Here is a 21998-nt window from a genome sequence, read left to right on the forward strand (position 1 = left end):
TCACTGACTTGCCCATCTACTCTCGCCTCATCTGGTAGCCTGTAAAAGTTCGCGATCGCACCGGCCAAGCCCATGTCCCAAGACCTCAAACAAGAACTTACCGATATGCTTGCCCCTGCCGATTGGGCTTGGATCAGCCCCCACGCCAATCGGGGGGCAGTGGTGGTGGTCGATCGACAGCTAGATTTAGTCGAGGTGGGGATGGCGATTGCCACCGACAATACCGCCGCTGTCAACCGCTGGATTGCCGAAGCTCTAATCACTAAGCCTTCGCCCTTGCAGCTGGAAGTGTGGGATCAAGCGACCAAAAAACAGTTTCAGTCGTTGATTGTGCAACCCTTCGTGCTCGTGCAAGAAGCCCCAGTCCATGAAAACTGAGGAATCCCAGGAAGAAATTGCCCCAGGAGCGTCGCCTCGGAGCAAAGATAATATTTGGACTACTTTGAGCACCAGCACTTTAGTGCGGTTCTTGCTGTTGTTTGCTTGCGGCTGGGCCACCATTCAGCTGTTGGCCTACTTTGAAGTATTAATAGTGGTATTTGTCACCGCCACTATTCTGGCGTTTTTGCTCAATCATCCGGTCACTTGGCTCAGCCGGTGGTTACCGCGCGGGGTAGCGGCGATTGCTGTATTTCTCATCTGCTTAGCCATCATTGTCGGCCTTTCCCTTACCCTGGGCATGGCGGTGTTATCCCAAGGGCAGCAGCTTTCCGCCAGCGTGCAAAATTTTTCTGACTCAGTCATACCCTGGCTCAGCAGCGCTGAAGAGCTGTTAGAAACGCTGAATTTGCCCGTCGATTTGCAGGGTCTAGAGCCTCAGCTACAGAACCAGGCTGTAGCCATTCTCACAACTGGGCTAGGGCTCCTGCAATCGACCCTGGCCAACCTGGTTCTCGCCATTCTAATTGCGGTCGTAACCCTGTTTATGATGCTGGATGGGGCCAAAATTTGGTGGTGGTTGCTCAACAACCTGCCTATTCGCAACAAAGTGCGATTCAACACCGTCATTCAGCACAATTTGCTGGGTTTCTTTTGGGGCCGCCTGCTGCTGGCTGTGTTTTCTATTACCTCCACCTTTGCGGTCTTTGCCTTTTTAGGCATGCCCTTTCCGCTGGTGCTCGCCGTCATTGCCGGGTTATTTAATTTAATTCCAGGCATTGGAGCCACCCTGGGCATCAGCATTGTATCCCTGCTGCTGCTATCGCAAGGGGTATGGTTAGCCATCCAAGCTGTTGTCGTTTGCATTGCTGTAGAACAGATCGAAGAAAATCTGCTGCTGCCTTACATCATGAAAGACTCTCTAGATATTAATCCTGTAGTCATGTTTTTTGCGTTGATTGTAGGGGCTACGGTAGCCGGAGTTCTAGGGCTTTTTCTAGCGGTGCCAATTGCCGGAGTAATCGTTACCTGGCTAGATATTGAAGCGATGCGGGGCAAGCCCACTCAAGACTAAAAAATCTAGTCTGGCCTGGCTAAAGTAGGCTGATAAATAGACCATCAGCCGATAAGCTAGAACACTGAACCCCTGGCGATAAGATTTGATTTATGACCAACGCTGCCCCGCCGAACTCCTCTATGCCTCAGGGGAAGCGGCTGCGCTTTACCCAATCTCCCCGTCCCTGGCTCTACGCTCTTTGGAAATTTTGGCGACCTCACACAGTCATTGGCACTAGCCTCAGCGTAGTGGGCATTGCCACCATCGTTTTAGCTGATTTGGAATTCGAAAACCCTATATCCTTCGAGCCTCTGCTGAGTTTAGTTGGGATTGCTGTGGTGGCCTGTTTGCTAGGCAATCTCTACATTGTTGGGCTCAATCAGCTTGAAGATATTGCAATCGATCGCATCAACAAACCCCACTTGCCCCTAGCCGCCGGAGAATTTTCTGTTGCTGATGGCCGCTGGATTGTTGGCTTAGCAGGCTTAGGGGCCATGGGTTTAGCGGTCTTAGGCGGTCCCTGGCTACTGGCAACAGTGGGCCTGAGCCTAATTATCGGTACCGCCTATTCGCTGCCCCCGGTACGGCTCAAACGGTTTCCATTTTGGGCCTCGGTGTGCATTTTGGCAGTGCGGGGCACCATTGTGAATTTGGGCTTGTTTCTGCACTTTAGCGATCGCCTCGATCTTCCCTTCACTATTCCTGGACGAGTTTGGGCGCTGACGGCATTTGTTCTACTATTTAGCATTGCCATTGCGCTATTTAAGGATATTCCCGACATTGAGGGCGATCGCCGCTACGGCATCAGCACTCTGTCCTTAAAGCTGGGTCAGCGCACCGTGTTTAAGCTGGCGTTGGGTATTCTGACCGTCTGCTATCTAGGTATGGCGCTAGTTGCCCCCTGGCTAACGGGGGTCAATCGACCTTTCCTAGCCGGATCACACCTGTTGGTGCTAGCTTTCCTATGGTGGATGAGTTTGCGGGTATCCCACAGCGGCCAAAACGCTGCAGCTCAGAGAAACCTAGCCTATCCTGAGTTCTACCAATTCATCTGGAAGCTATTTTTCCTGCAATACCTGATGTTTCCCCTAGCCTGCTGGCTGGCCTAGAGCAAAGCAGCCTAGCGTAAAGGATAGTAAACCTATGTACGACTGCGTCATTGTCGGTGCCGGACCCGCCGGATCCACCGCCGCTTACCACCTGAGCAAAGCGGGTCATCAAGTTCTGCTGCTCGATGCCGCCAAACTTCCTCGCTACAAACCCTGTGGCGGCGGCGTCTCGCCCCAAGTAGCTCAGTGGTTTGACTTTGACTTTGCTCCTGCCATCTCTGTTAAGGTGCGCAAAGTGCGCTACACCTTCAATATGGCTGACCCCATTGAAGCCGAACTGCCCGCCGAAAAAGCCCTATGGATGGTGCGGCGAGACGAGTTTGACTATTTCATCGTGCAACAAGCCCAAAAACAAGGGGCCACCCTGTGGGATGGTACTAAGGCCCAAAGCATCGAAAATCAAGGAGATTTCTGGCAGGTCAACACTACTCAAGGCCCGGTTCAGGGACGTTTTTTAATTGCGGCAGACGGGGCACGCGGGTCAATGGCCAAGTGGCTGGGCTTTTCCCAACGGCGATACAAACTGGCCGCGGCCCTAGAAGCCGAGCCTCGATTGGAGGTCCCCAGTGAACCCGTAGTGCATTTTGACCTAGGCCTTATGCAGCAGGGCTACCTGTGGAACTTTCCCAAAGCCGATGGCTACTCCATTGGTGGGGGTGTGTTTCGCTCCGGAGCCCAGCGCAAGCAAGACCTGCGCACTCCTGTAGGCAACTATGCCGCCGCCTTTGATGTAGACGCCAGCACAGTGCAGCATTTTGGCCACCCCATATTCATCTGGGATGGCCCCCAAGATCTGCATACCCACCGAGCCCTGCTGGCAGGGGAAGCCGCCTGCGTAGTCGATCCATTCACTGCCGAGGGCATTCGCCCCTCCATCTTTAGCGGGCTCAAGGCTGCAGATGCGATCGCCCAGGCTCTTAAAGAAGATAATCAACTCCCAAGATCGAAGGGGCATCGAGCCCTAGCAAACTACAGCCAAATAATGAATACAGAATGGGGCCAAGAAATGCGCTGGGCCAGACGCTTAGCCCGCCTAGTCTACAACGCACCAGCCCTAGCCTATCGGGCTGGGGTGAAGCGGCCTTCTAGCACCCTAACCATGGTAAAAGTATTCTGCGGTGAGACCAGCTATGGGGAGGTGGCTCACAGAGCTATCCAGCGGCTTAGCAAAGGGCTATTGTCTTAGCTCTACTAGCTACTAGACAAAACAACGGCCAAGGCAAACATGCTTTGGCCGTTGTTTTTAGAAAATTGTCAACAATAGACCATAGGAAGCTCTGGATCTTAACCAATCGCATCCATAATCTTGAACATGGGCAAGTACATTGACACCAAAATCGACCCTACCATGCCACCTAATACCACAATCATGATCGGCTCCATGATGCTGGTTAGAGCTTTTACGGCCTGCTCCACCTCATCCTCATAGAAGTCGGCCACCTTCATCAGCATTGCATCTAGTTCTCCCGTTTCTTCCCCGATGCTGATCATCTGAATCGCCATACCAGGAAACACCGCGTGCTTTTGGAGTGCCAGACTAATCATCCCTCCCCCTTGTACATCTTTACGGGCCTCATCCACAGCCTCAGCAATCACCTGATTACCCGCCGTGTCCCGCACAATTTCCAAGGCTGTTAGAATTGGCACCCCGGATTTCGACAGAGAACCAAAGGTGCGGCAGAACCGAGCGGTAGCCGTTTTTTGAATCAGATCACCAAACAGAGGCATCTTGAGGGATAAACGGTCGATCACTCGTCGCCCGTTCAAAGTGGCGTAGTATCGGCGGTAGGCAAATGTCAACGCAGATATCGCCGCTACCATAAACACCCAGTTCAAGGGCTGGCGCAAAAACCGGCTGATCATCATCATGATCTGAGTAAAGACTGGCAGTTCAGTGCCTAAGTCCTCAAACATATCGGCAAAGATTGGCAGCAAAAATACTGTCATACCGACGAAGATAATCACGGCTAAGAATCCTACCGTTACTGGATAGGCCATAGCTGACTTAATCTGGTTCTGCAACCGGGCTAAATCTTCCAGTAGCTTAGCCAGACGATTGAGTACTTCATCGAGTACGCCACCTACCTCACCCGCTTGGATCAGCGCCACGTAAAGATTATCGAAACAAGCTGGGTGCTTACGCATGGCGTCAGACAGGTTGGTGCCCTGCTGCACATCAGCGTTGATGGCCATCAGTGCCTTCTTGAGTTTGGGGTTAGCGCAGTCATCTGCCAGTACCCCTAACCCTCGCACCAGGGCAACACCAGCGTTAACGAGAGCAGCGAACTGACGGGAAAAGATTGCCTTATCCTTAACCGTCACCTTGGTCATGGAGGTTTTGATGCTCTCCAGGTCAATATTGAACCCGGATTCCTCCTTTATATCCATCACATAGAGGCCCTGATCCTTTAAACGATTGCGGGCCTCATTGGGATTCTCGGCGGCGATCCGCTCTTTGCGCTGGGCTCCGCTGGTATCGCGACCAATGGCAACGTAGGTAGGCATAGCTCTGTTAGCTCAACGGCTTAAAAGTACTGCAATTATAGCGACGGGTTCAGCTTGCCGAACCCGCTAAATCTACCTGAACTCGCGTGGGGTGTATCTTGCTCTCGCGGCATGATCACGTGGACCCTAGGTCTAACCCCAAACCAGTAGCAAGAAAGATAATCTGTGCTCCCTCTCTCTAGGCTAGGGCACTCAGTTTAAATTTTTCCTGAGCGCCCTATTTAGTTACCTAAGGTCTTTTACCTAAGATTTTAGTGGCGTCCGGCGGCTGCCCCTTGGCGAGCAGCCGCATTAGGTGCTGGAGCTCCCCCAATTAGCCGTTGCAGTTCATCGGGGCGGGAGGTCTTGGACATGGCCGCCTCAAAGGAAATTGTGCCGGCTTGATAGAGATCAGCCAGAACCTTTTCTAGAGTCTGCATCGCCAGCTTACCCCCGGTCTGGATAGCACCGTAGATTTGAGGAGTTTTACCTTCACGAATCATGTTGGCGATCGCTGGGGTAATCACCATAATCTCTTGGGCCATAATGCGGCCAAACTCGCCGGGTTTGGGATTAGCTTTAGGCACAAGAGTCTGACTGAGCACCGCCACTAGCGAACCTGACAACTGCACCCGAATCTGCTGCTGCTGCTCAGGCGGAAACACGTCGATCATCCGGTCGACGGTTTGGGCTGCTGAGCTGGTGTGCAGAGTACCAAAGACCAAGTGCCCCGTTTCTGCGGCCGAAATAGCTAGGGAAATGGTTTCTAAGTCCCGCATTTCACCCACCAGAATTACGTCGGGGTCTTCCCGCAAGGCAGCACGTAGGGCATTGGCAAAACTCTTGGTATCTTCCCCAATCTGGCGCTGGTGAATCAGGCTTTTGATAGGCTCATAGACAAATTCAATCGGGTCTTCGACGGTGAGAATGTGCTCAGGCCGCGTGAGGTTGATGTTGTTGATCATCGAAGCCAGGGTGGTCGACTTCCCAGAACCGGTGGGTCCGGTCACTAGAATTAAGCCCCGGGGTTTCTCTGACAGTTCCCGTACAATGTTGGGCAACCCTAGCGCATCCATGCTTGGAATTTTGGAGCTCAGTGCTCGCAAACATGCAGCATAGGTACCGCGATCTTTGTAGACATTGACCCGAAAGCGGGCAAGCCCTTTTACCCCATAGGAGCAATCCAGCTCCCAGGTTTGCTCCAGCTGTTTGCGCTGGGTGTTGTTGAGCATGCTGAAGATTAGCCGCTGACAAGACTCGGCGGTCATTGGCTCGTGCTCGGTAGGAGTGAGTTTGCCGCTAATGCGGATGTAGGGGGGCAAACCTGCAGAGAGGTGTAGGTCAGAGCCACCCCGCTCAATCACCTCTTCCATCAAATCTTCGATCATCAATTCCATAGGGCTACCTCATGGGGTTTGAGAAACGTCGAGAGAATTTAGCGTTAGAAAAGCTTAGGCTAGTTTGATAAAGCAGTTGGTGCCGTAGCGTCCGTTGCTGCTAACAAGATGCCCAGTTTGGGACAAAATGCTGTCAACTAGCCGCTAATCGTGAAAACGGGGAGTGAGGCAGTAGGGACAGTCGAGCCAATCTTGCTGAAGCTCAGCGGCGCAGCTAGCACAGGTTAGAGAGGCTTTACGCTTCGACTTAAGTTCTGCTTCTAAGCCTGTGTCAGTAAAGGTCACCCGTTCCACTTCGTCTAAGGTGGTATACCCCTGCCGCACCAAGTCTAAGCTGTAGGAAAGCAGAGTTTGCATACCTTCTTCTACCGCTGCCTCTTTGATCATCTCAGTAGGGGCTCCTTCAGAAATCAGCTTCTGCAACCGTTCGGTAACGCGAAGCACTTCGTATACTCCGACTCGGCCCTTGTAGCCACCACCTTGACACTTGGGGCAAAGGGTATTGTTATCTTTAGCTGCCACAAGTTCTTCTACGGTAAGGGTATTAGCCTTATAGAAGGTGATATCTGATTCAGAGGCAGAGCTCAGACCAAAGTGGGCTAGTTCTTCAGGAGTAGGGCTGTAGGAAATCCGGCAATCAGTACACACTCGCCGTACTAGACGCTGGGCTAGTACCCCAATCAGAGCGCTAGAAACCATGAATGACTCTACTCCCATCTCGTCGAGACGGGCGATCGCCCCAGCAGCGTCATTAGTGTGCAACGTAGTCAGCACCAAGTGCCCCGTCAAGGCGGCTTCAATTGCCGTCTTAGCCGTTTCGCGATCGCGGGTTTCACCCACCAGAATCACATCTGGGTCCTGACGTAAAAAAGCGCGCAGAATTGACGCAAAATCCATGCCCTTTTCGCGAATTACCTGCACCTGGGTTAAACCAGGCAGCGTGTATTCGATCGGGTCTTCGGCAGTGCTGATATTAATGCCAGGGTCGTTCCGCTCTGACAGCACCGAGTAAAGGGTCGTGGTCTTGCCTGAGCCGGTCGGCCCTGTCACCAATAGAAGGCCAAAGGGACGAGAAGCCATCTCCTGCACAATGCGAAGAGAGTCGGGGTCAGTAATTAGCTTATCTAGACCTAGCTGAGTCGCTGAGTTATCTAGAATCCGCAGTACCACCTTCTCGCCGCAACGACTGGGCAGAGTGTTGACTCGAAAGTCAACTTTGCGCCCCTGGAACACTCGCCGAATACGACCATCCTGAGGTGCTCGGCGCTCAGCGATGTCTAGCTCGGCAATGATTTTAAAGCGGGCGGTGACCGCCTGGATAATCTTTTTGGGCATCTTCGGCAGCGCTTCTTTAAGCACCCCATCCTTACGGAAGCGTACCCTCAGATATTCCTCTTGAGGTTCAACGTGGATATCAGAGACGCCCTCTTGTAGAGCTTTGGCTAAGATTTTGTTGACTAGGGCAATGACCGGAGCCGCACCGGCGTCCTTGAGGGCCATGCCCAGGTCAGCTTCTTCGTCGATAACATCTTCTAAACTGCCCGCGCCAAAATCGAGCTCTTCCAGGCTAGTGTTAACGTCAACGGCGGCATCTAGTTCTTCTTTCTTCTGCTTGGCTACTGCATCGTCCAGATAGGTAGACATCAGCCGCTGATAGTCTTCAACGGTAATCACCATGCGCCGAAGAGAGAGGTTTTGAGCCCGCAGAATACGGTTGAGGTCGTCCTGAGCCTCCAAATTCTCTGGATCGACCATGGCAACGAGCACCGAAGGGGTCTCACCTTGATCCTTGGAAAGAGGCACCAAGCGGTGACGTCGGCAGATATCGACCGGCACCAGGGTATCGATTAGCTGCCCAATTTGGGCTGGGGAGATATCGTTAAGCTCGGGATCGAGGGATTCAACCCCGTAAAGAATTTTGAGCTCAAAAAGCTGCTGTTTTTTGTACTGCCGCAGCAGTTCGGGGGAGAGCTGTTGGCCGGTGAGCGACTCAAGCACATCAGTCAGCGACTGCCCACTTTTGCGGCTCTCCGCCAAGGCCTTTTGCATCTGCTCAGAGTCAACATAGCCCGCTTGAATGAGCTTGTTGCCGAAGGGCGAAAAACTCCGCTGAAGTACTAGTGCTCGCCGGGAGGAGGAATTAGTCATACGCTGATGCCAAAGTGCTGGTGTGAAACAGGCTTAAACCCAATTGTATGCAGGCAGTATTCCCTAAACGGGGAGATATACCCCTAAGCTAGCGCGATCGCAAGCCTTACCCGCGTTGACCCCGTAGTGTCGATAATACCCTTATCTAATTTATCTGCACCACGGCAGGCAATGGCTCATCAATCTTTCGGAATAAGGCAGCGCTTCAACCCAGGGCAGTCAAACCCACATTCCGCGATAGAATTGAAAGCAGTGCTAAGGGCAAGTCACTGAGATACACTTGGGCCTAAGCAAAGTTGTTGCATTCACCCGCCGAGTTACATATCAGCATGGTTGACGACATTCACCACACGGCCCACGATCCCGCTTCTGACCCTGAAGCTATTGAAGAGATTCTTGAAGAAGACGCTGTGGATATTGACTTTGACGACGTGGTCGAAGCTGCAGCAGCTACAGTTGAAGCCGCTGCAGCAGCACCGCCTTCTAATGGAGGTAGCGTTGATGCGGGTTTAGTGACCGATCTAGAGCGCCAAGTGGCAGGGCTAAAGGCCCAGCTTGAAGATCGTGCCAATCAATCAATGCGAATTGCAGCCGACTTTGAGAACTACCGCAAACGCACCAGCAAAGAAAAAGACGAGTTAGCCACTCAAATTAAGGGCGACACCGTTATTGAGCTGCTGCCAGTAGTTGACAATTTTGAGCGGGCGCGATCGCAGATCAAGCCCCAGACCGAAGCCGAGATGACTATTCATAAAAGTTATCAGAGCGTTTACAAGCAGCTAGTGGAAACCCTAAAGCGTTTAGGAGTTTCAGCCATGCGTGCCGAAGGGCAAGAGTTTGACCCACTACTGCACGAGGCCGTCATGCGCGAACCAACCGCCGACCATGCTGAGGGGGTGGTAATCGAAGAGTTCGTGCGGGGCTACCAGCTCGGTGATCGGGTGCTGCGCCACGCTATGGTAAAAGTAGCTGCTCCGCCAGAGGATAGCTCTCAAAGCCCAGACATTGAGAGTTCCGGCTCCCTTGAGTAATCTACTAACCGGGTGCTTGCTAATTGTGATGAGTAGGAGAGCCCTATCACTGTGCTCTAGGTTCTACAAACACCCGCATTTGAGCAATGCAGTCAAAAGTTACCGTGGCGAACGATAACTTCTTCGGTGTAAGCGGGCAACCTAATCACAATTAGCTCAGACCGCTACAGGCCTGAGCTAATTTCGAAGGTAAAGCGAACGATTAAGTTGAGCACCGTGGGCTATGGGTAAAGTAATCGGCATTGACCTAGGAACAACGAACAGTTGTGTCGCTGTCCTCGAAGGCGGCAAACCAGCTGTAATTTCCAGCACTGAAGGGGGCCGTACGGTACCCAGCATTGTTGGATTTGGCAAAAACGGCGAGCGGTTAGTAGGCCAGTTGGCAAAACGCCAAGCGGTTACAAACGCAGAGAATACGGTCTACAGCATCAAACGATTCATTGGTCGTCGCTGGGAAGATACCGAGGCGGAGCGCAGCCGCGTACCTTACGTCTGCGTTAGCGGTCGTGACAACACCGTAGACGTGCAGATCCGCGGAAAGGCGTTTACGCCCCAAGAAATTTCCGCAATGATCTTGCAAAAGCTCAAGCAGGATGCCGAGACTTACCTGGGAACTGCAGTAACCCAAGCAGTTATTACCGTACCGGCTTACTTTACCGACGCGCAGCGCCAGGCAACTAAAGACGCCGGCACCATTGCGGGCCTAGAAGTCTTACGCATTATCAATGAGCCCACCGCTGCAGCCCTTTCCTACGGGCTCGACAAGCAGGACCAAGACCAAATTGTATTGGTGTTTGATCTGGGGGGCGGTACCTTTGATGTGTCTATTTTACAGCTAGGCGATGGCGTCTTTGAGGTCAAGGCCACCGCTGGCAACAACCATCTAGGCGGTGACGACTTTGACAACTGCATCGTCGAATGGATGACCGCTGCTTTTCGCGAGCAAGAAGGCATTGATCTATCTGCCGATCGCATGGCGCTACAGCGCATTCGTGAAGCAGCTGAAAAAGCCAAGGTTGAGTTGTCGAGCATGCCTTCGACCTCTATCAACCTCCCCTTTATTACCGCCGACGAGTCTGGGCCAAAGCATCTAGAGATGACGCTAACTCGTGCTCAGTTCGAGCAATTCGCGTCAGAACTGGTGCAGGCCACCCTAGATCCGGTTAAGCAAGCTCTTAAAGATGCAGATTTGAGCCCTGATGCGATCGATCGCATTTTACTAGTAGGCGGATCTACCCGCATTCCGGCCGTGCAGCAGGCAGTTAGCGCCTACTTCAACGGCAAAGCTCCCGATCGCTCTGTGAACCCCGATGAAGCTGTGGCCCTAGGGGCATCAATTCAAGCGGGTGTATTAGGGGGGGAAGTCAAAGATTTACTCCTGCTCGATATCACCCCCCTCTCCCTAGGTATCGAAACCTTGGGAGAAGTATTTACCAAGATCATTGAGCGCAACACCACTATTCCCACTAGCAAGTCCCAAGTATTTTCGACCGCCACCGATGGCCAAACCTCTGTAGAAATTCACGTTCTTCAGGGTGAGCGGGCCATGGCCAAGGACAACAAAAGCCTGGGCAAGTTTGAGCTTACCGGTCTTCCCCCTGCTCCGCGAGGAGTACCGCAAATTGAAGTGTCCTTTGAAATCGACGCCGACGGTATCTTGAAAGTAGCGGCCCTCGACAAGGGTACGGGTCGCGCCCAAAGCATCTGCATCACCAACACGGGTGGTCTAACTGACAGCGAAGTCGATCGCATGCGTCTGGAGGCCGAAACCTATGCCGATGAGGACGGGCGACGACGACAGCTGGCAGAACTGACTAATCGAGCAGACAACCTGTTCTATAGCTACGAAGCCACTCTGCGCGACCATGGCAGCCTGCTAGATGAGGCAACTCGGGCCGATTTGGATGAGAAAGTCAGCCAGCTCCGTGTCGCCACCCACAACCCCAGCATTGATGTCGCTACCTTCCAGGGATGTATTGATGCCCTACAATCGGCCATCTTTGCTGTCGGTACCAACGTTTACCGCGACGTAGACACCGGAGCCGAGGTAGATATGGGCGTTCCAGCAGCAGCCTATGCCGGTGTTGAAGCCGGGAACGACGAGACCTACGATCCTGACTACGACGATGATATGGGGTTAGACGCTACCGTAACCGCCGATTACGAAGCCATAGATTAAGGCTAAGGGGGGCGGGTATTCCCACCTAGCCAAGGTGGGCACTCCTTTTAAAATGGTTTAATGTTGATTGTTGCTGGAGTTGTCTAGGTAGCCCCCTATGGCCCGTGATTTCTATGAGATTCTCGGTATTTCGCGCAACGCCGATCAGGACGATATTAAGCGAGCCTACCGACGCTTAGCCCGCAAATATCACCCCGATGTCAACAAAGATCCTGGGGCTGAAGACACCTTCAAAGAGATCAACCGAGCCTACGAAGTGCTTTCTGAGCCCGAGGTTCGAGCCCGCTACGATCGCTTTGGAGAAGCTGGGCTCGGTGCTGGTGCCGGTGTTGGCGGTTACCAAGACTTTGGCGACATGGGTGGCTTTGCCGACATTTTCGAGAGCTTCTTTAGCGGCTTTTCGGGAGGTGGGGGCCAGAGTACTCGCCGACGAGGGCCGACCCGAGGCGATGATCTCCGCCTTGACCTCAGGCTTGACTTCAAAGAAGCGGTATTTGGCGGCGAGAAAGAAATTAAGATTAGCCACTTGGAAACCTGTGGTACCTGCACAGGCAGCGGTGCTAAGCCGGGGACTCGCCCATCCACCTGTGGCACCTGTAGTGGTACTGGCCAAGTTCGTCGGGCTACTCGCACCCCCTTTGGCAGCTTTACCCAAGTATCGGCCTGTCCGACCTGTAGCGGTACAGGTGAGGTGATTGAAGACCGCTGCGACGTGTGCGGTGGTAGCGGTCAGAACCAGGAAACTAAAAAACTCAAAATTACAGTGCCAGCTGGTGTCGACAACGGTACTCGGCTACGGGTGTCTAATGAAGGGGACGCTGGGTTGCGGGGTGGTCCCGCTGGAGATTTATACGTCTACCTATTTGTAGCCGAAGATGCTGCTTTCAAGCGGGATGGTATCAATATTCTCTCTGATCTCAAAATTAGCTATCTTCAAGCAATCTTGGGCTGCAAGCTGACTATTGACACCGTTGAGGGCCCCGAAGAGCTCGACGTACCGGCGGGTACACAGCCCGGTACAGTCCTTACCCTCGACAATCGTGGTGTGCCTAAGCTGGGCAATCCCGTTAGCCGCGGCGACCACTTGATCACTGTCCAAGTTGATATTCCCACGCGCCTGAAGCCGGAGGAGCGAGAGCTAGTTGAAAAACTGGCGGAAATTCGTGGTGAGAAGGTCAATCGAGGCGGTATTGAGGGCTTCTTAGGAGGGCTGTTTCGCGGATGAGCTACTCTACGGCTGCCGATGAACGTTTAGATCTGCGGGGCACCCCCTGCCCAATCAATTTTGTGCGAACTAAGCTCCGCCTGGAGAAAATGACACCTGGAGCTTTGCTAGAGGTGTGGCTCGATGCTGGGGAACCCGTTGAGCAGGTACCCGATAGTCTCACTATGGAAGGGTACAAAGTAGAGCATTTAGAAGATTGCGCTGATTACTTTGTTGTCTACGTGCGCCGCCCCAGTTAGGTGATGGCGCCTTCTGAGTTTGATAACACAGTACTCGCTGAGCCGAGAGCAGGCCTCTGGGGCTTGGTGGTAGCCATACAAGCCAACTACTATCGGGTGAGATTAGACAAAAACAGTGACCTGCCTAATGATGTGGTCTCAGGTCAAATTTTGCTGTGCACTCGCCGAGCACGACTGAGAAAAACCGGTCAGCAGGTGATGGTGGGTGATCGCGTGCAGCTAGAGGCGATCGACTGGGCCGGAGGAAGAGGCGCGATCGCTGCAGTCGGCCCCCGCCGATCAGTGTTGGATCGACCACCCGTGGCCAATGCTGATCAAATTTTGCTAGTTTTTGCCCTAGCCGAGCCTGATCTTGATCCCCAACAGCTTGGGCGCTTTTTAGTCAAAGCCGAATCGACGGGGGTGCCCGTCCATCTCTGTCTCAACAAGCAGGACCTAGTTAGCACCGCCACCCGTCGCTATTGGCAGGAGCAGCTAGACGCCTGGGGCTACCCAGCTACGATGATCAGTCTTCAAGAGGATGAGACCGTACAAACCCTGCTACCTCAGCTACAGGGTCGCACAACCATCATCTCTGGGCCCTCTGGGGTAGGTAAATCAAGCTTGATTAACTGGCTCATTCCCCAGGCTAGCCTGAGAACAGGGGCGGTGTCTGGCAAGCTGGGGCGGGGCCGACATACCACTCGCCATGTAGAGCTGTTCGAACTGCCGGGGGGCGGCTTTTTAGCAGATACCCCTGGCTTTAACCAACCCGATCTGGCATTGACCCCGCTGGTCCTGGGTCAGTGTTTTCCAGAAATTCGGTCACGTCTAGCCAAGGGTGTTTGCCAATTTAACGATTGTCTACATCAGGACGCGCCGGGCTGCGCTGTCGACCCCCACTGGTCTCGCTATGACTTTTACCTCACCCTGCTGAAAGAAGCCCTTGAGTACCAGGAGGGCCAACAGCAGCAGCGTGACCCTGACGCTCCGCTCAAGCTCAGAATGGGAGAGCAGGGACAGCAGCGCCAAGAGCCCAGGCTCCAGACTAAAAAATATCGTCGCCCATCGCGCCGTCACCAGAAACAAAGGCTTGACTATCTACGCTATGACCTAGATGGGTCTGGCGATAGTCTTGATCCGCAGTCTAGTGACGTTGACTGGCCCGAAGACAATGGCTTGAGCTAGTCAAACTGGGCTTGAATTCGGTGCTGGCTAGGCTGCAATCGTTAGGGTTCTGGCCACTTAGCGCTGATTAATCGCTTGCAGTTAAATGAATAGAGCGCCAGATAATGGTCAGCCCTCAGAGCCTAAGTCTTCTGACCTGCAAAACATGCTGACGCTTTACTTGCCTAAACTATTAAAAATTTGAAACCCTGCCGGATTTTATATTTTCTTTTTTTTTATGGGGTTTTCCCCAGAGTTTTCCCCAGATTTAACGGAGTTTTCCACAGAAATTAACGGCGGAGTAGTCATTAAGACCAAAACTGAAAATCAGGATTCTCCACAGGTACATCAGATCGCTTGTGTGCTGGTAATTACAAATAGCCCAGACGGGGATCGCTGAAACCCTTGAGACCTCGTTGCCAAAACTGGGGGATAGCGGATCGGGGTGTAGTTGGCAAGATTGACATCCCCCTGCCCTCTGGTGACAATGGTGCGACCAGCTTACACAGCGCTTCTGTTCCAGCTTGTCTATGGGCTTTAAGTTCCCTTCCAGCAAGGGATCCAGCCTGTTAAGCAGTTGGTGGGGGCTGTATTTTGCTGTCTAGTTTCAGATTGGGGAAGTGGAAATGAGTGAGCAATCAATGGCGACTATGGCATCGAGAATCAGCCTCAGCGTAGAAGTGCCGGAGGAGTTGTTTGAGGCCATGCGCGACTATGTAGAGACCCACCCATCGTGGAGCCAACACCGGGTGTTCTGCGCGGCGCTGTCACTATTTTTGATGCAGAACGGTATTAGCGATCGCCGTATCAATCGTCTATACCTAGACGCAGTGTTCGACTACGCTGCCTAATTTTGTGGGAAGGTTCTGACACTGAGCCTTCAGATGAATCCAATTAGGTAACGATGGATTAATTGGGGTCTGTAAGTTAATGCCTTGCAATAGCTAGTATCTGGCGATCGCCCAAACCTTGATTTTTGGTTGTTGTAAAAGTTTAAGTACTAATTGGCACCACGCTCAATCAATCGCCAGGCCAAGCTTTGTAGCCCTGGCGAGCTAGCCGAGGCCAAAGCTAACTGATTCGCTGCCAAACCTGGATAGGTGGCCACAATCGCCGAACGCTTCTTTGCCACAATGCTCGGGTGGCAGCTACAAATTTGCGAAAGGGCGCCCCTCTTGGAGCGCCCTTTCGCATTTCGTACAGTCTTGGGGTGACTGAGCTACGAAACCGGCTCTAAACGGACCAAGCGACCGTTGGGGTCGTCGGTCAGGACGTAGAGAAAGCCGTCGGGACCCTGGCGCACATCGCGCACCCGCTGACCAATTGGAATTGAAACCTGATTGACCACGGCACCATTGGCGTCCACCTCGATGCGGCGCACATCTTGGGAGACTAGCCCACCGGCAAACAGCTGCCCTCGCCACTGGGGATAGCGATCGCCCCGATAAACCGCCAGCCCCGAGGGCGCAATCGAGGGCGTCCAGTAGGTGAGAGGATCTACCATATCTGGACGCGATCGCTCGGTGGAAACCGGACCGCCCGAATACTCCTCGCTGTAGGTCACCACTGGCCAGCCGTAATTTTTGCCAGGCTCCAGGCGGTTGAGTTCGTCCCCACCCCGAGAGCCATGCTCTGTAGACCACACCTGGCGGGTTTCAGGGTCAAGGGCTAGGCCCTGAATGTTGCGGTGACCGTAGCTCCAAATCAGCGGATTGGCACCCGAATCATTCACAAAGGGATTGTCGGTAGGAGCCTCACCCTCGTCGGTAAGGCGCACCACTGAGCCCAGTAGAGTTTGGCGGTTTTGAGCCTGGTTACGAATTAGCTCACCATCAAGTCGTAAGGGGGGATTACCACCATCGCCTAGGGCTACCAACAGAGTGCCATCGGGCAGCCACAGCAGGCGTGAGCCAAAATGTTGGCCATCTGATTTATTGCGGTTGTTGGTGAAGATTACCGTCCAGTCGGTGAGGGTGTTGCCCTCTAGCCGCGCTCGGGCCACCTGGGTGCGGTTGGCCTGCTGAGTGCCGTCGGCGTAGGCCAGGTAGATAAAACCGTTGTTTTCAAACTCGGGGTGTAGGGCAATGTCGAGTAGTCCTCCCTGACGAAAGGCCAGTACCTCAGGCACCCCAGCGATGGGGTTAGGGTCTAGGACACCGTTGCTGACCCGGCGCAGACGTCCAGGACGCTCGGTAATTAGCATGTCACCGTCAGGTAACCAGACCATGCTCCAGGGATGCTCTAGACCCTCTACAACCGTGACCGGCTCGACGTTGTTCACCACTACATCGGCAGGCGGCGACTCAGGAGCGGCGGATTCGACCTGGGCGGTATCAGTCGCAGGCAAGACGGTAGGGCTGGGGGCTGAGGCGCAGCTGCCCACGGCAAGCAGAATGAGGCCAGGTACAAGAATAGAAGTAAACCGAGTAGATACCATAAATACCGCAGCGCGTTTGAAACCAGGAGCGATTGCAGTCAGGGCAATCGCACTCCATAAATAATCTCCCTAGGGTCTATAGCCAACGCCATCTACCCACAGACAGAGCTACCAATCTAGGCACGGCCCTTAGCCGTCAGAGCCATTGCCAGCCCAGGGACGCCGCAGGTGCAAAGGCAGGTGGGCGCGGTCGTTCAGCTGGCGCACAAAGGGGCCGTACTCCATCAGCTCCACTAGCGATACGGCGGTGACGGACATGGCCAGGCGATCGCGATATCGCCCGACATCAATCCCTAACAAGGTGCACAACATAATCCGCAGGGTGGCCTTGTGGGACACGATCAGCACATTACCGTCAGGATAGGCCTCTTCAATTTCGGCCAGCACGTCGGAACTGCGGCGGGCTACCTGCATAGCCTTTTCGCCATCGGTGGGCGTATTCCAGGCAGGGTCAGCGAGCCAGCGAATGTAGTCGTCGTGGAATGCAGTATTGACCTCGGCGGGGCCCATACCTTCCCATTGCCCAAAGGACAGTTCCCGCAAATGCTCGCGACGTTGTACCGTCAGCCCCGTGATTTGGCACAGGGGCTGCACGGTGGCGGCAGCATGGCTGAGCGGGCTACAGAAAACCGCTTTCCAGTCGAGGTGGTGGTAGGCCTTGGCAAAATAGTCGGCCATTTGCTGACCCTGGGCCGTCAGCGCTACCCCATCTTGGCTACAGTAGCGACCCGTACGGCAGTACTCGGTTTCAGCATTGCGGAGTAGGTAAAGCCTCAGAGGCATAGGGCACTTGACCTCAGGTGGAGGGTAGCGATCGCAGCTGGTCGCTCAGGTGAGAGCGATCGGCAATGGTGTGAAACAGCGGCCCCCGCGAGCCCAGCTCAACTACGCTCACGGCGGCAACCGGCATATCCATGCGATCGCGGTAGCGGCCCACATCAATACCCAGCAGAGTGCAGAGCATAATGCGAATGGTGGCCTTATGAGACACTAGCAAGATGTGTCCGCTGGGATGGGTGCGCTCAATCTCGTCGAGCACCTGAGCCGAGCGGCGGGCGATATCTACGGCGCGTTCGCCCCCCACCGGCGCATACCAGGCCGGGTCGGTTAACCAAGCCACATACTCGTCGTGGTGATCGCGGTCAACGGCTGTCGGGTGCATGCCTTCCCAGCGACCATACATCACCTCCCGCAGCCCGTCGCGCAGCCGCATCTCTAAGTTCAGCACATCACACAGCGGTCGAGCCGTCTCTACCGCCCGTCGCAGAGGGCTGACGTAGGCGGCGCTCCAGGGCAGATGGGCGTAGGTTTCGGCAAACTCCTGGGCCATAGCCATTCCCTCGGAGGTTAGGCCGGGGTCATTTTCGGGCGTGCCGCAGTAGCCCCCCGTGAGGCTATAGGCCGTTTGGCCGTGCCGTAAAAAATAGAGAAAGACTCCCATCGGTGCCTGGCGGTAAACAATCGCGGTAGTGCCCTGGAACCACCTTCGCCCAGCAAGCCCTAAAACACTCAACCCATGGCAAAGGGCTCATCACCCCTAATCTAACCTACGGGCCGGGCAACCCAAAACAGGTTCAGAATTGTATAAGACCTAGCCAAATCTTGGCCTAGTCCAGATCTCGGCGCCCCTCTAGGGCGCGGGCTAGGGTGACCTCGTCGGCATATTCCAAATCGCCCCCCATGGGTAGACCAAAGGCAATGCGCGTTACCCGAGTAAAGGGCTTTAGCAGCTGCCCCACGTAGAGAGTAGTGGTGTCGCCCTCAATGCTGGGACTAATGGCCATAATCACCTCCTTGGTGCCCTCTTTGCTGACCCGGTGCACCAGGGGACCGATATTCAGCTGTTCAGGGCCAATGCCATCCATTGGCGAGATTAGGCCGCCCAGCACGTGGTAGCGGCCTCGATATTCGCGGGTTTTCTCAATAGCGATGACGTCTCGCGAGTCAGCCACCACGCAAAGGGTCTGAAGGTCGCGGTTGGTAGCCCGGCAGATGTCGCACACCGGCTCAGCTGACAGGTGAAAGCACACCGAGCACTGTCCCACCTGCGCTTTGGCCTCTAGGAGCGCCTGGGCCAAGGCCTGGACTTCGGTTTGGGGGCGCTTAAGAACGTGTAGCGCTAGACGCTGGGCCGACTTGGGGCCAACCCCCGGCAGCCGCTGGAATTCTTCGATCAGTCGAGCCAGGGGACGGGTGTAAATGGGACAAACTCCTAGGGTTGCTCATTATTTAAATTGTACGTGTAAGGCTGTGAATGAAGGTGGGCAATGGCAGATTTGAGCGGCATGTGGCTAGGCACTTACTGGCAGCGGGATACCCCAACCCGCTTTGAGGCCACCCTGGTGCAGGGGGGCAACACCCTGAGCGGCAGCATTCTCGACAGCGGCTATCTAGGCGAAGCCCAACTCAGTGGCACCGTGGTTGGTCGCCGGGTACAGTTTGTTAAACGCTATTTGGGCCGAGGGCAAGCGGCCATTGACTATATAGGCACAGTGTCTGAAGACGGTGACCACATTACCGGGCAGTGGAGTATTGGCGGTTTCGATGCTGGCCCATGGGAGGCCCACCGCAGCGAGGACGACTTGAGCGCTAGCTGGCAGGCGCTTTTACAACAGAATTTGACACCAACCCTCACCTAAAGCACAGAAACCGAGTTTTTGTGCTTTAGGTGGCTTTTTTTGGCTCAAAAAGGGCTTAAGTTTCGTATATCTGGTTGCCCCAGGCAATCTCGATACCGTACTGAGGAGCGGGGATCGATGCATTCTGTCTGGTTGCAGGTGTTAAAGCCCACAGTGGTAGTGGGTATTTTGATGGCCAATGTGGCGCTGCCCAATTTTCCGGTGGCGGCACCTGAGCAAAACTCTCAGGCTACGGTTGCCGTGCCTAAGGCTGATACCTTAGCGGAGCTGTATCGGCTGCGCGATCGCCTGGGGGTTGAACTCAGCCATTACCCCACAATTATGGGAGCGGTTGATCCACCGCCCGCCACTCTTCTAGAGCAACTGGGGGCGATCAACTACCGTCTACGGCAAGAAGAAACAGCCCGGCAGCTTCAGCAGCAAGCCGAGCAGGCTGCCGCCGCCGCGATCGCTCTAGGAGATCCTGCCGCCCTGCCCGCCAAGGAACTAGCCGTCGCCTACAGCCACTGGGACAAAGCCGTAGCGGCGCTGAACCAGATCGCACCCAACACCCTTGGTCAAGCCCAAGCAGCAGCCCAAAAACAGCAGTACGAGCAGCAGCGGGCGATCGCCGCTTACCACTACGACACAGCCCGCTCGACTTCTCTACAACCCATAGTCGAACAGACAGGCCTGGCATCGCGGGTACGTCTGACCGTGTGCTCGCTGCAGCGAGAATGCCGGCGCTGGCAGGGCCATCGTCCGCCAGCTAGCTCTGCTAGCTTGATTAAAGTGCCGGTAGCGATCGCACTCATGACCAAGCTTCACCAAGAGGGCACTGCCCCCAGCACGCCCATTTGGATTAGTCCCAGCAACTGGACCGAGGATGCCGGATCCCTTTGGGTTAGAACCGCCTATCCCCTAGAGCAGGTCATGGCCGACATGATTAGCGCCAGCGGCAATATTGCCACCAACCAGCTGATTGACTACATGGGATGGCATGGCATCAATCACAGTCTGCGTAGCCAGGGATACCAAACCACCCGCGTCACCAAAAAGCTGGTCGGGGAAACAACCTACCCTGCTAACGCCGGCAGCGCCCCCAACGTCATCACCACCGACGAGCTAACTGACATGATGGTGGCTATTTACAACCAGGAGTTTGCGGGAGCCCACTTGATAGAAGCAGCTTTGGCCAATCAGCGCGATCGCAATCTAGGCCACGCGGCCGTGCGTTCCCCCGTCGACTGGCTGGGCGAAAAGACTGGACGTAATTCTAAGGTGCTGGGCACCACTACAGCGGTTAGGGTGAGCGGCCAGCGCTATGTCATCACCGCTACCCTCGACCACAGCGGCAACGACACGGCCATGCAAAGGATTGTTGCCGGGGTCATTCAGCACTTGCTCACCCACAACGGCTTTGAGCATGAGTTAGCCAGGGCTGACGATATGGTTACCGATCGCAGAACCTTTTTGCCTTAAAGGAGCGATCGCCTCTGGCCTCGACATAACGCAGACAATTCAAATGCTCCAACCGCTCTGCGCGGCAGGCAAGCTGCCTCAAACATTTAGCTACCGCTCCAACCAGTCAATTAAGGCTTGGCGCATCGTGTCTACAGGCACGGGGCAGTTCAACCAAATCTCCAGGGCGGCGGCCCCCTGCTGCACCAGCATTTCTAATCCATCTAAGGTGGACAACCCCCGCTGGTTGGCCAGAGCAAGCAAGCGGGTAGGCCTAGGCGTATAGATCAAGTCATAGACTACGGCATGGGACGGAGCTAAAGCCAGAGGCTCTGCGGCCAAGGGCGTTTGCCCAGCGGTTGTGTGCATGCCGAGGGGAGTGGTGTTGACGATTAGATCGGCGGTGGGCAGCAAGGTGGGCAACTCCTCCCAAGCATGAACCGTGAGCGGAGGTTGCAGGGGCGAATTGACCCAGCCCTGCTGAAAGGCAACCAGAGCTTCGGCCCTGCGACCCACCACTTGCACCGCATCGAACCCTAGCTGCGCACAGCCCGCTACTACGGCCCTAGCTGCTCCACCGTTGCCCAAGACCAAGGCCGTGCATCCAGCCCAAGGTCTGAATGCTTTGAGCGGGGCCACAAACCCGGCTACGTCAGTGTTAGTGCCTGCCCAACCCTGCTCGGTGCGCCACACCGTATTCACTGCCCCTACAGCCTGAGCTTCGTCAGTAACCGTTGCCAACAGAGGCAGAATGGCCTGCTTGTGAGGAATGGTGATACTGAACCCCTGCACCCCAGTGGCGGCAAAGCCTGCGATCGCAGCTTCAAGCCCTTCTGCTAGCACTGGAAAGGCCACATAGACGTAGTCGGCCCCGAGTTCTGCCAGCGCAGCATTATGCATTACCGGCGACAGGGAGTGGGTAACCGGATCGCCGATGACGCCAAGGATTTGAGTGGTTCCAGTAATGGGCATGAGAGTGAGGAGATAAGGACGGTGAGGGGATGAGGAGGTGGAACAATTTGGTTTTGTTTAGAAACGCTGAGTTTACTTCCCTATCTTCCTCATCTCCCTTACCCTCATCTCCGTATC

At 54.6% G+C, this 21998-nt stretch carries 20 protein-coding genes; 12 read left to right on the forward strand and 8 right to left on the reverse strand.

The annotated features are described in order from the left end of the window. The first annotated feature begins 72 nt into the window (after positions 1-72). The 4 genes from NC979_RS06105 to NC979_RS06120 all read left to right on the forward strand — a co-directional run bounded on the left by NC979_RS06105 (position 73) and on the right by NC979_RS06120 (position 3730). Complete coding sequence (locus tag NC979_RS06105; protein ID WP_190518450.1) at positions 73-378, forward strand: DUF2288 domain-containing protein; 306 nt, start codon at positions 73-75, stop codon at positions 376-378. Continuing rightward, positions 368-1453 (forward strand): AI-2E family transporter, encoded by a 1086-nt coding sequence (locus tag NC979_RS06110; protein ID WP_190518459.1) that lies wholly within the window; start codon positions 368-370, stop codon positions 1451-1453. The genes NC979_RS06105 and NC979_RS06110 overlap by 11 nt, the downstream gene beginning before the upstream one ends. Before the next feature lie 92 nt (positions 1454-1545). Then, a complete protein-coding gene (locus NC979_RS06115; RefSeq protein ID WP_190518461.1) occupies positions 1546-2544 on the forward strand; it encodes a homogentisate phytyltransferase in 999 nt (332 codons plus the stop codon). A gap of 34 nt (positions 2545-2578) precedes the next feature. Beyond that, the gene (locus tag NC979_RS06120) at positions 2579-3730 is read left to right on the forward strand and encodes a geranylgeranyl reductase family protein (protein ID WP_190518463.1); all 1152 of its coding nucleotides are present in this window, start codon (positions 2579-2581) and stop codon (positions 3728-3730) included. Positions 3731-3828: 98 nt separating this feature from the next. Here NC979_RS06120 and NC979_RS06125 read toward each other — a convergent pair whose 3' ends face one another. The 3 genes from NC979_RS06125 to NC979_RS06135 form a co-directional block, all read right to left on the reverse strand. After that, the gene (locus tag NC979_RS06125) at positions 3829-5049 is read right to left on the reverse strand and encodes a type II secretion system F family protein (RefSeq protein WP_190518465.1); all 1221 of its coding nucleotides are present in this window, start codon (positions 5047-5049) and stop codon (positions 3829-3831) included. Positions 5050-5300: 251 nt separating this feature from the next. Continuing rightward, complete coding sequence (locus NC979_RS06130; protein WP_190518468.1) at positions 5301-6425, reverse strand: type IV pilus twitching motility protein PilT; 1125 nt, start codon at positions 6423-6425, stop codon at positions 5301-5303. A gap of 144 nt (positions 6426-6569) precedes the next feature. Continuing rightward, positions 6570-8573: a GspE/PulE family protein gene (locus NC979_RS06135; protein WP_190518470.1), complete on the reverse strand. Its 2004-nt coding sequence runs from the start codon at positions 8571-8573 to the stop codon at positions 6570-6572. 329 nt (positions 8574-8902) lie between these two features. Between NC979_RS06135 and grpE the strand changes: the two genes are divergently transcribed. From grpE to NC979_RS06165, 6 genes are all read left to right on the forward strand, one after another. Next, entirely contained in the window at positions 8903-9604 is a 702-nt protein-coding gene (gene grpE / locus NC979_RS06140; RefSeq protein ID WP_190518472.1) for a nucleotide exchange factor GrpE, read from the forward strand. A gap of 223 nt (positions 9605-9827) precedes the next feature. Further along, a complete protein-coding gene (gene dnaK / locus NC979_RS06145; RefSeq protein ID WP_190518475.1) occupies positions 9828-11783 on the forward strand; it encodes a molecular chaperone DnaK in 1956 nt (651 codons plus the stop codon). A gap of 97 nt (positions 11784-11880) precedes the next feature. Beyond that, positions 11881-13008, forward strand: coding sequence for a molecular chaperone DnaJ (dnaJ, locus tag NC979_RS06150; RefSeq protein ID WP_190518478.1), 1128 nt, complete (start codon positions 11881-11883; stop codon positions 13006-13008). Continuing rightward, positions 13005-13247 carry a sulfurtransferase TusA family protein gene (locus NC979_RS06155; protein ID WP_190518481.1) on the forward strand — a complete coding sequence of 81 codons (243 nt, stop codon included), beginning with the start codon at positions 13005-13007 and terminating at the stop codon, positions 13245-13247. The genes dnaJ and NC979_RS06155 overlap by 4 nt, the downstream gene beginning before the upstream one ends. A 3-nt stretch (positions 13248-13250) precedes the next feature. Beyond that, on the forward strand, positions 13251-14414 hold the full coding sequence (rsgA, locus tag NC979_RS06160; RefSeq protein WP_190518483.1) for a small ribosomal subunit biogenesis GTPase RsgA: 1164 nt from the start codon (positions 13251-13253) through the stop codon (positions 14412-14414). Between the two features lie 605 nt (positions 14415-15019). Beyond that, entirely contained in the window at positions 15020-15244 is a 225-nt protein-coding gene (locus NC979_RS06165) for a DUF2811 domain-containing protein (RefSeq protein ID WP_242021286.1), read from the forward strand. Positions 15245-15612: 368 nt separating this feature from the next. On the opposite strand, the gene NC979_RS06170 is transcribed toward NC979_RS06165, so the two are convergent. From NC979_RS06170 to recR, 4 genes are all read right to left on the reverse strand, one after another. Then, positions 15613-16830, reverse strand: a complete 1218-nt coding sequence (locus NC979_RS06170) for a PQQ-dependent sugar dehydrogenase (RefSeq protein WP_190518485.1) — start codon at positions 16828-16830, stop codon at positions 15613-15615. 129 nt (positions 16831-16959) lie between these two features. Then, entirely contained in the window at positions 16960-17613 is a 654-nt protein-coding gene (locus NC979_RS06175; protein ID WP_190518488.1) for a histidine phosphatase family protein, read from the reverse strand. A 13-nt stretch (positions 17614-17626) separates the two neighbouring features. Next, entirely contained in the window at positions 17627-18271 is a 645-nt protein-coding gene (locus tag NC979_RS06180; RefSeq protein ID WP_190518490.1) for a histidine phosphatase family protein, read from the reverse strand. Positions 18272-18437: 166 nt separating this feature from the next. Further along, positions 18438-19031 (reverse strand): recombination mediator RecR, encoded by a 594-nt coding sequence (recR, locus tag NC979_RS06185; protein WP_190518992.1) that lies wholly within the window; start codon positions 19029-19031, stop codon positions 18438-18440. Positions 19032-19097: 66 nt separating this feature from the next. Between recR and NC979_RS06190 the strand changes: the two genes are divergently transcribed. Next, on the forward strand, positions 19098-19469 hold the full coding sequence (locus NC979_RS06190) for a hypothetical protein (protein WP_190518492.1): 372 nt from the start codon (positions 19098-19100) through the stop codon (positions 19467-19469). A 117-nt stretch (positions 19470-19586) separates the two neighbouring features. Continuing rightward, positions 19587-20930, forward strand: a complete 1344-nt coding sequence (locus NC979_RS06195) for a serine hydrolase (protein ID WP_190518495.1) — start codon at positions 19587-19589, stop codon at positions 20928-20930. 90 nt (positions 20931-21020) lie between these two features. Here NC979_RS06195 and NC979_RS06200 read toward each other — a convergent pair whose 3' ends face one another. Beyond that, entirely contained in the window at positions 21021-21881 is an 861-nt protein-coding gene (locus tag NC979_RS06200; RefSeq protein ID WP_190518497.1) for a shikimate dehydrogenase, read from the reverse strand. Positions 21882-21998 lie beyond the last annotated feature (117 nt).

It is taken from the genome of Leptolyngbya subtilissima AS-A7 (assembly GCF_039962255.1).
Lineage (GTDB): Bacteria > Cyanobacteriota > Cyanobacteriia > Phormidesmidales > Phormidesmidaceae > Nodosilinea.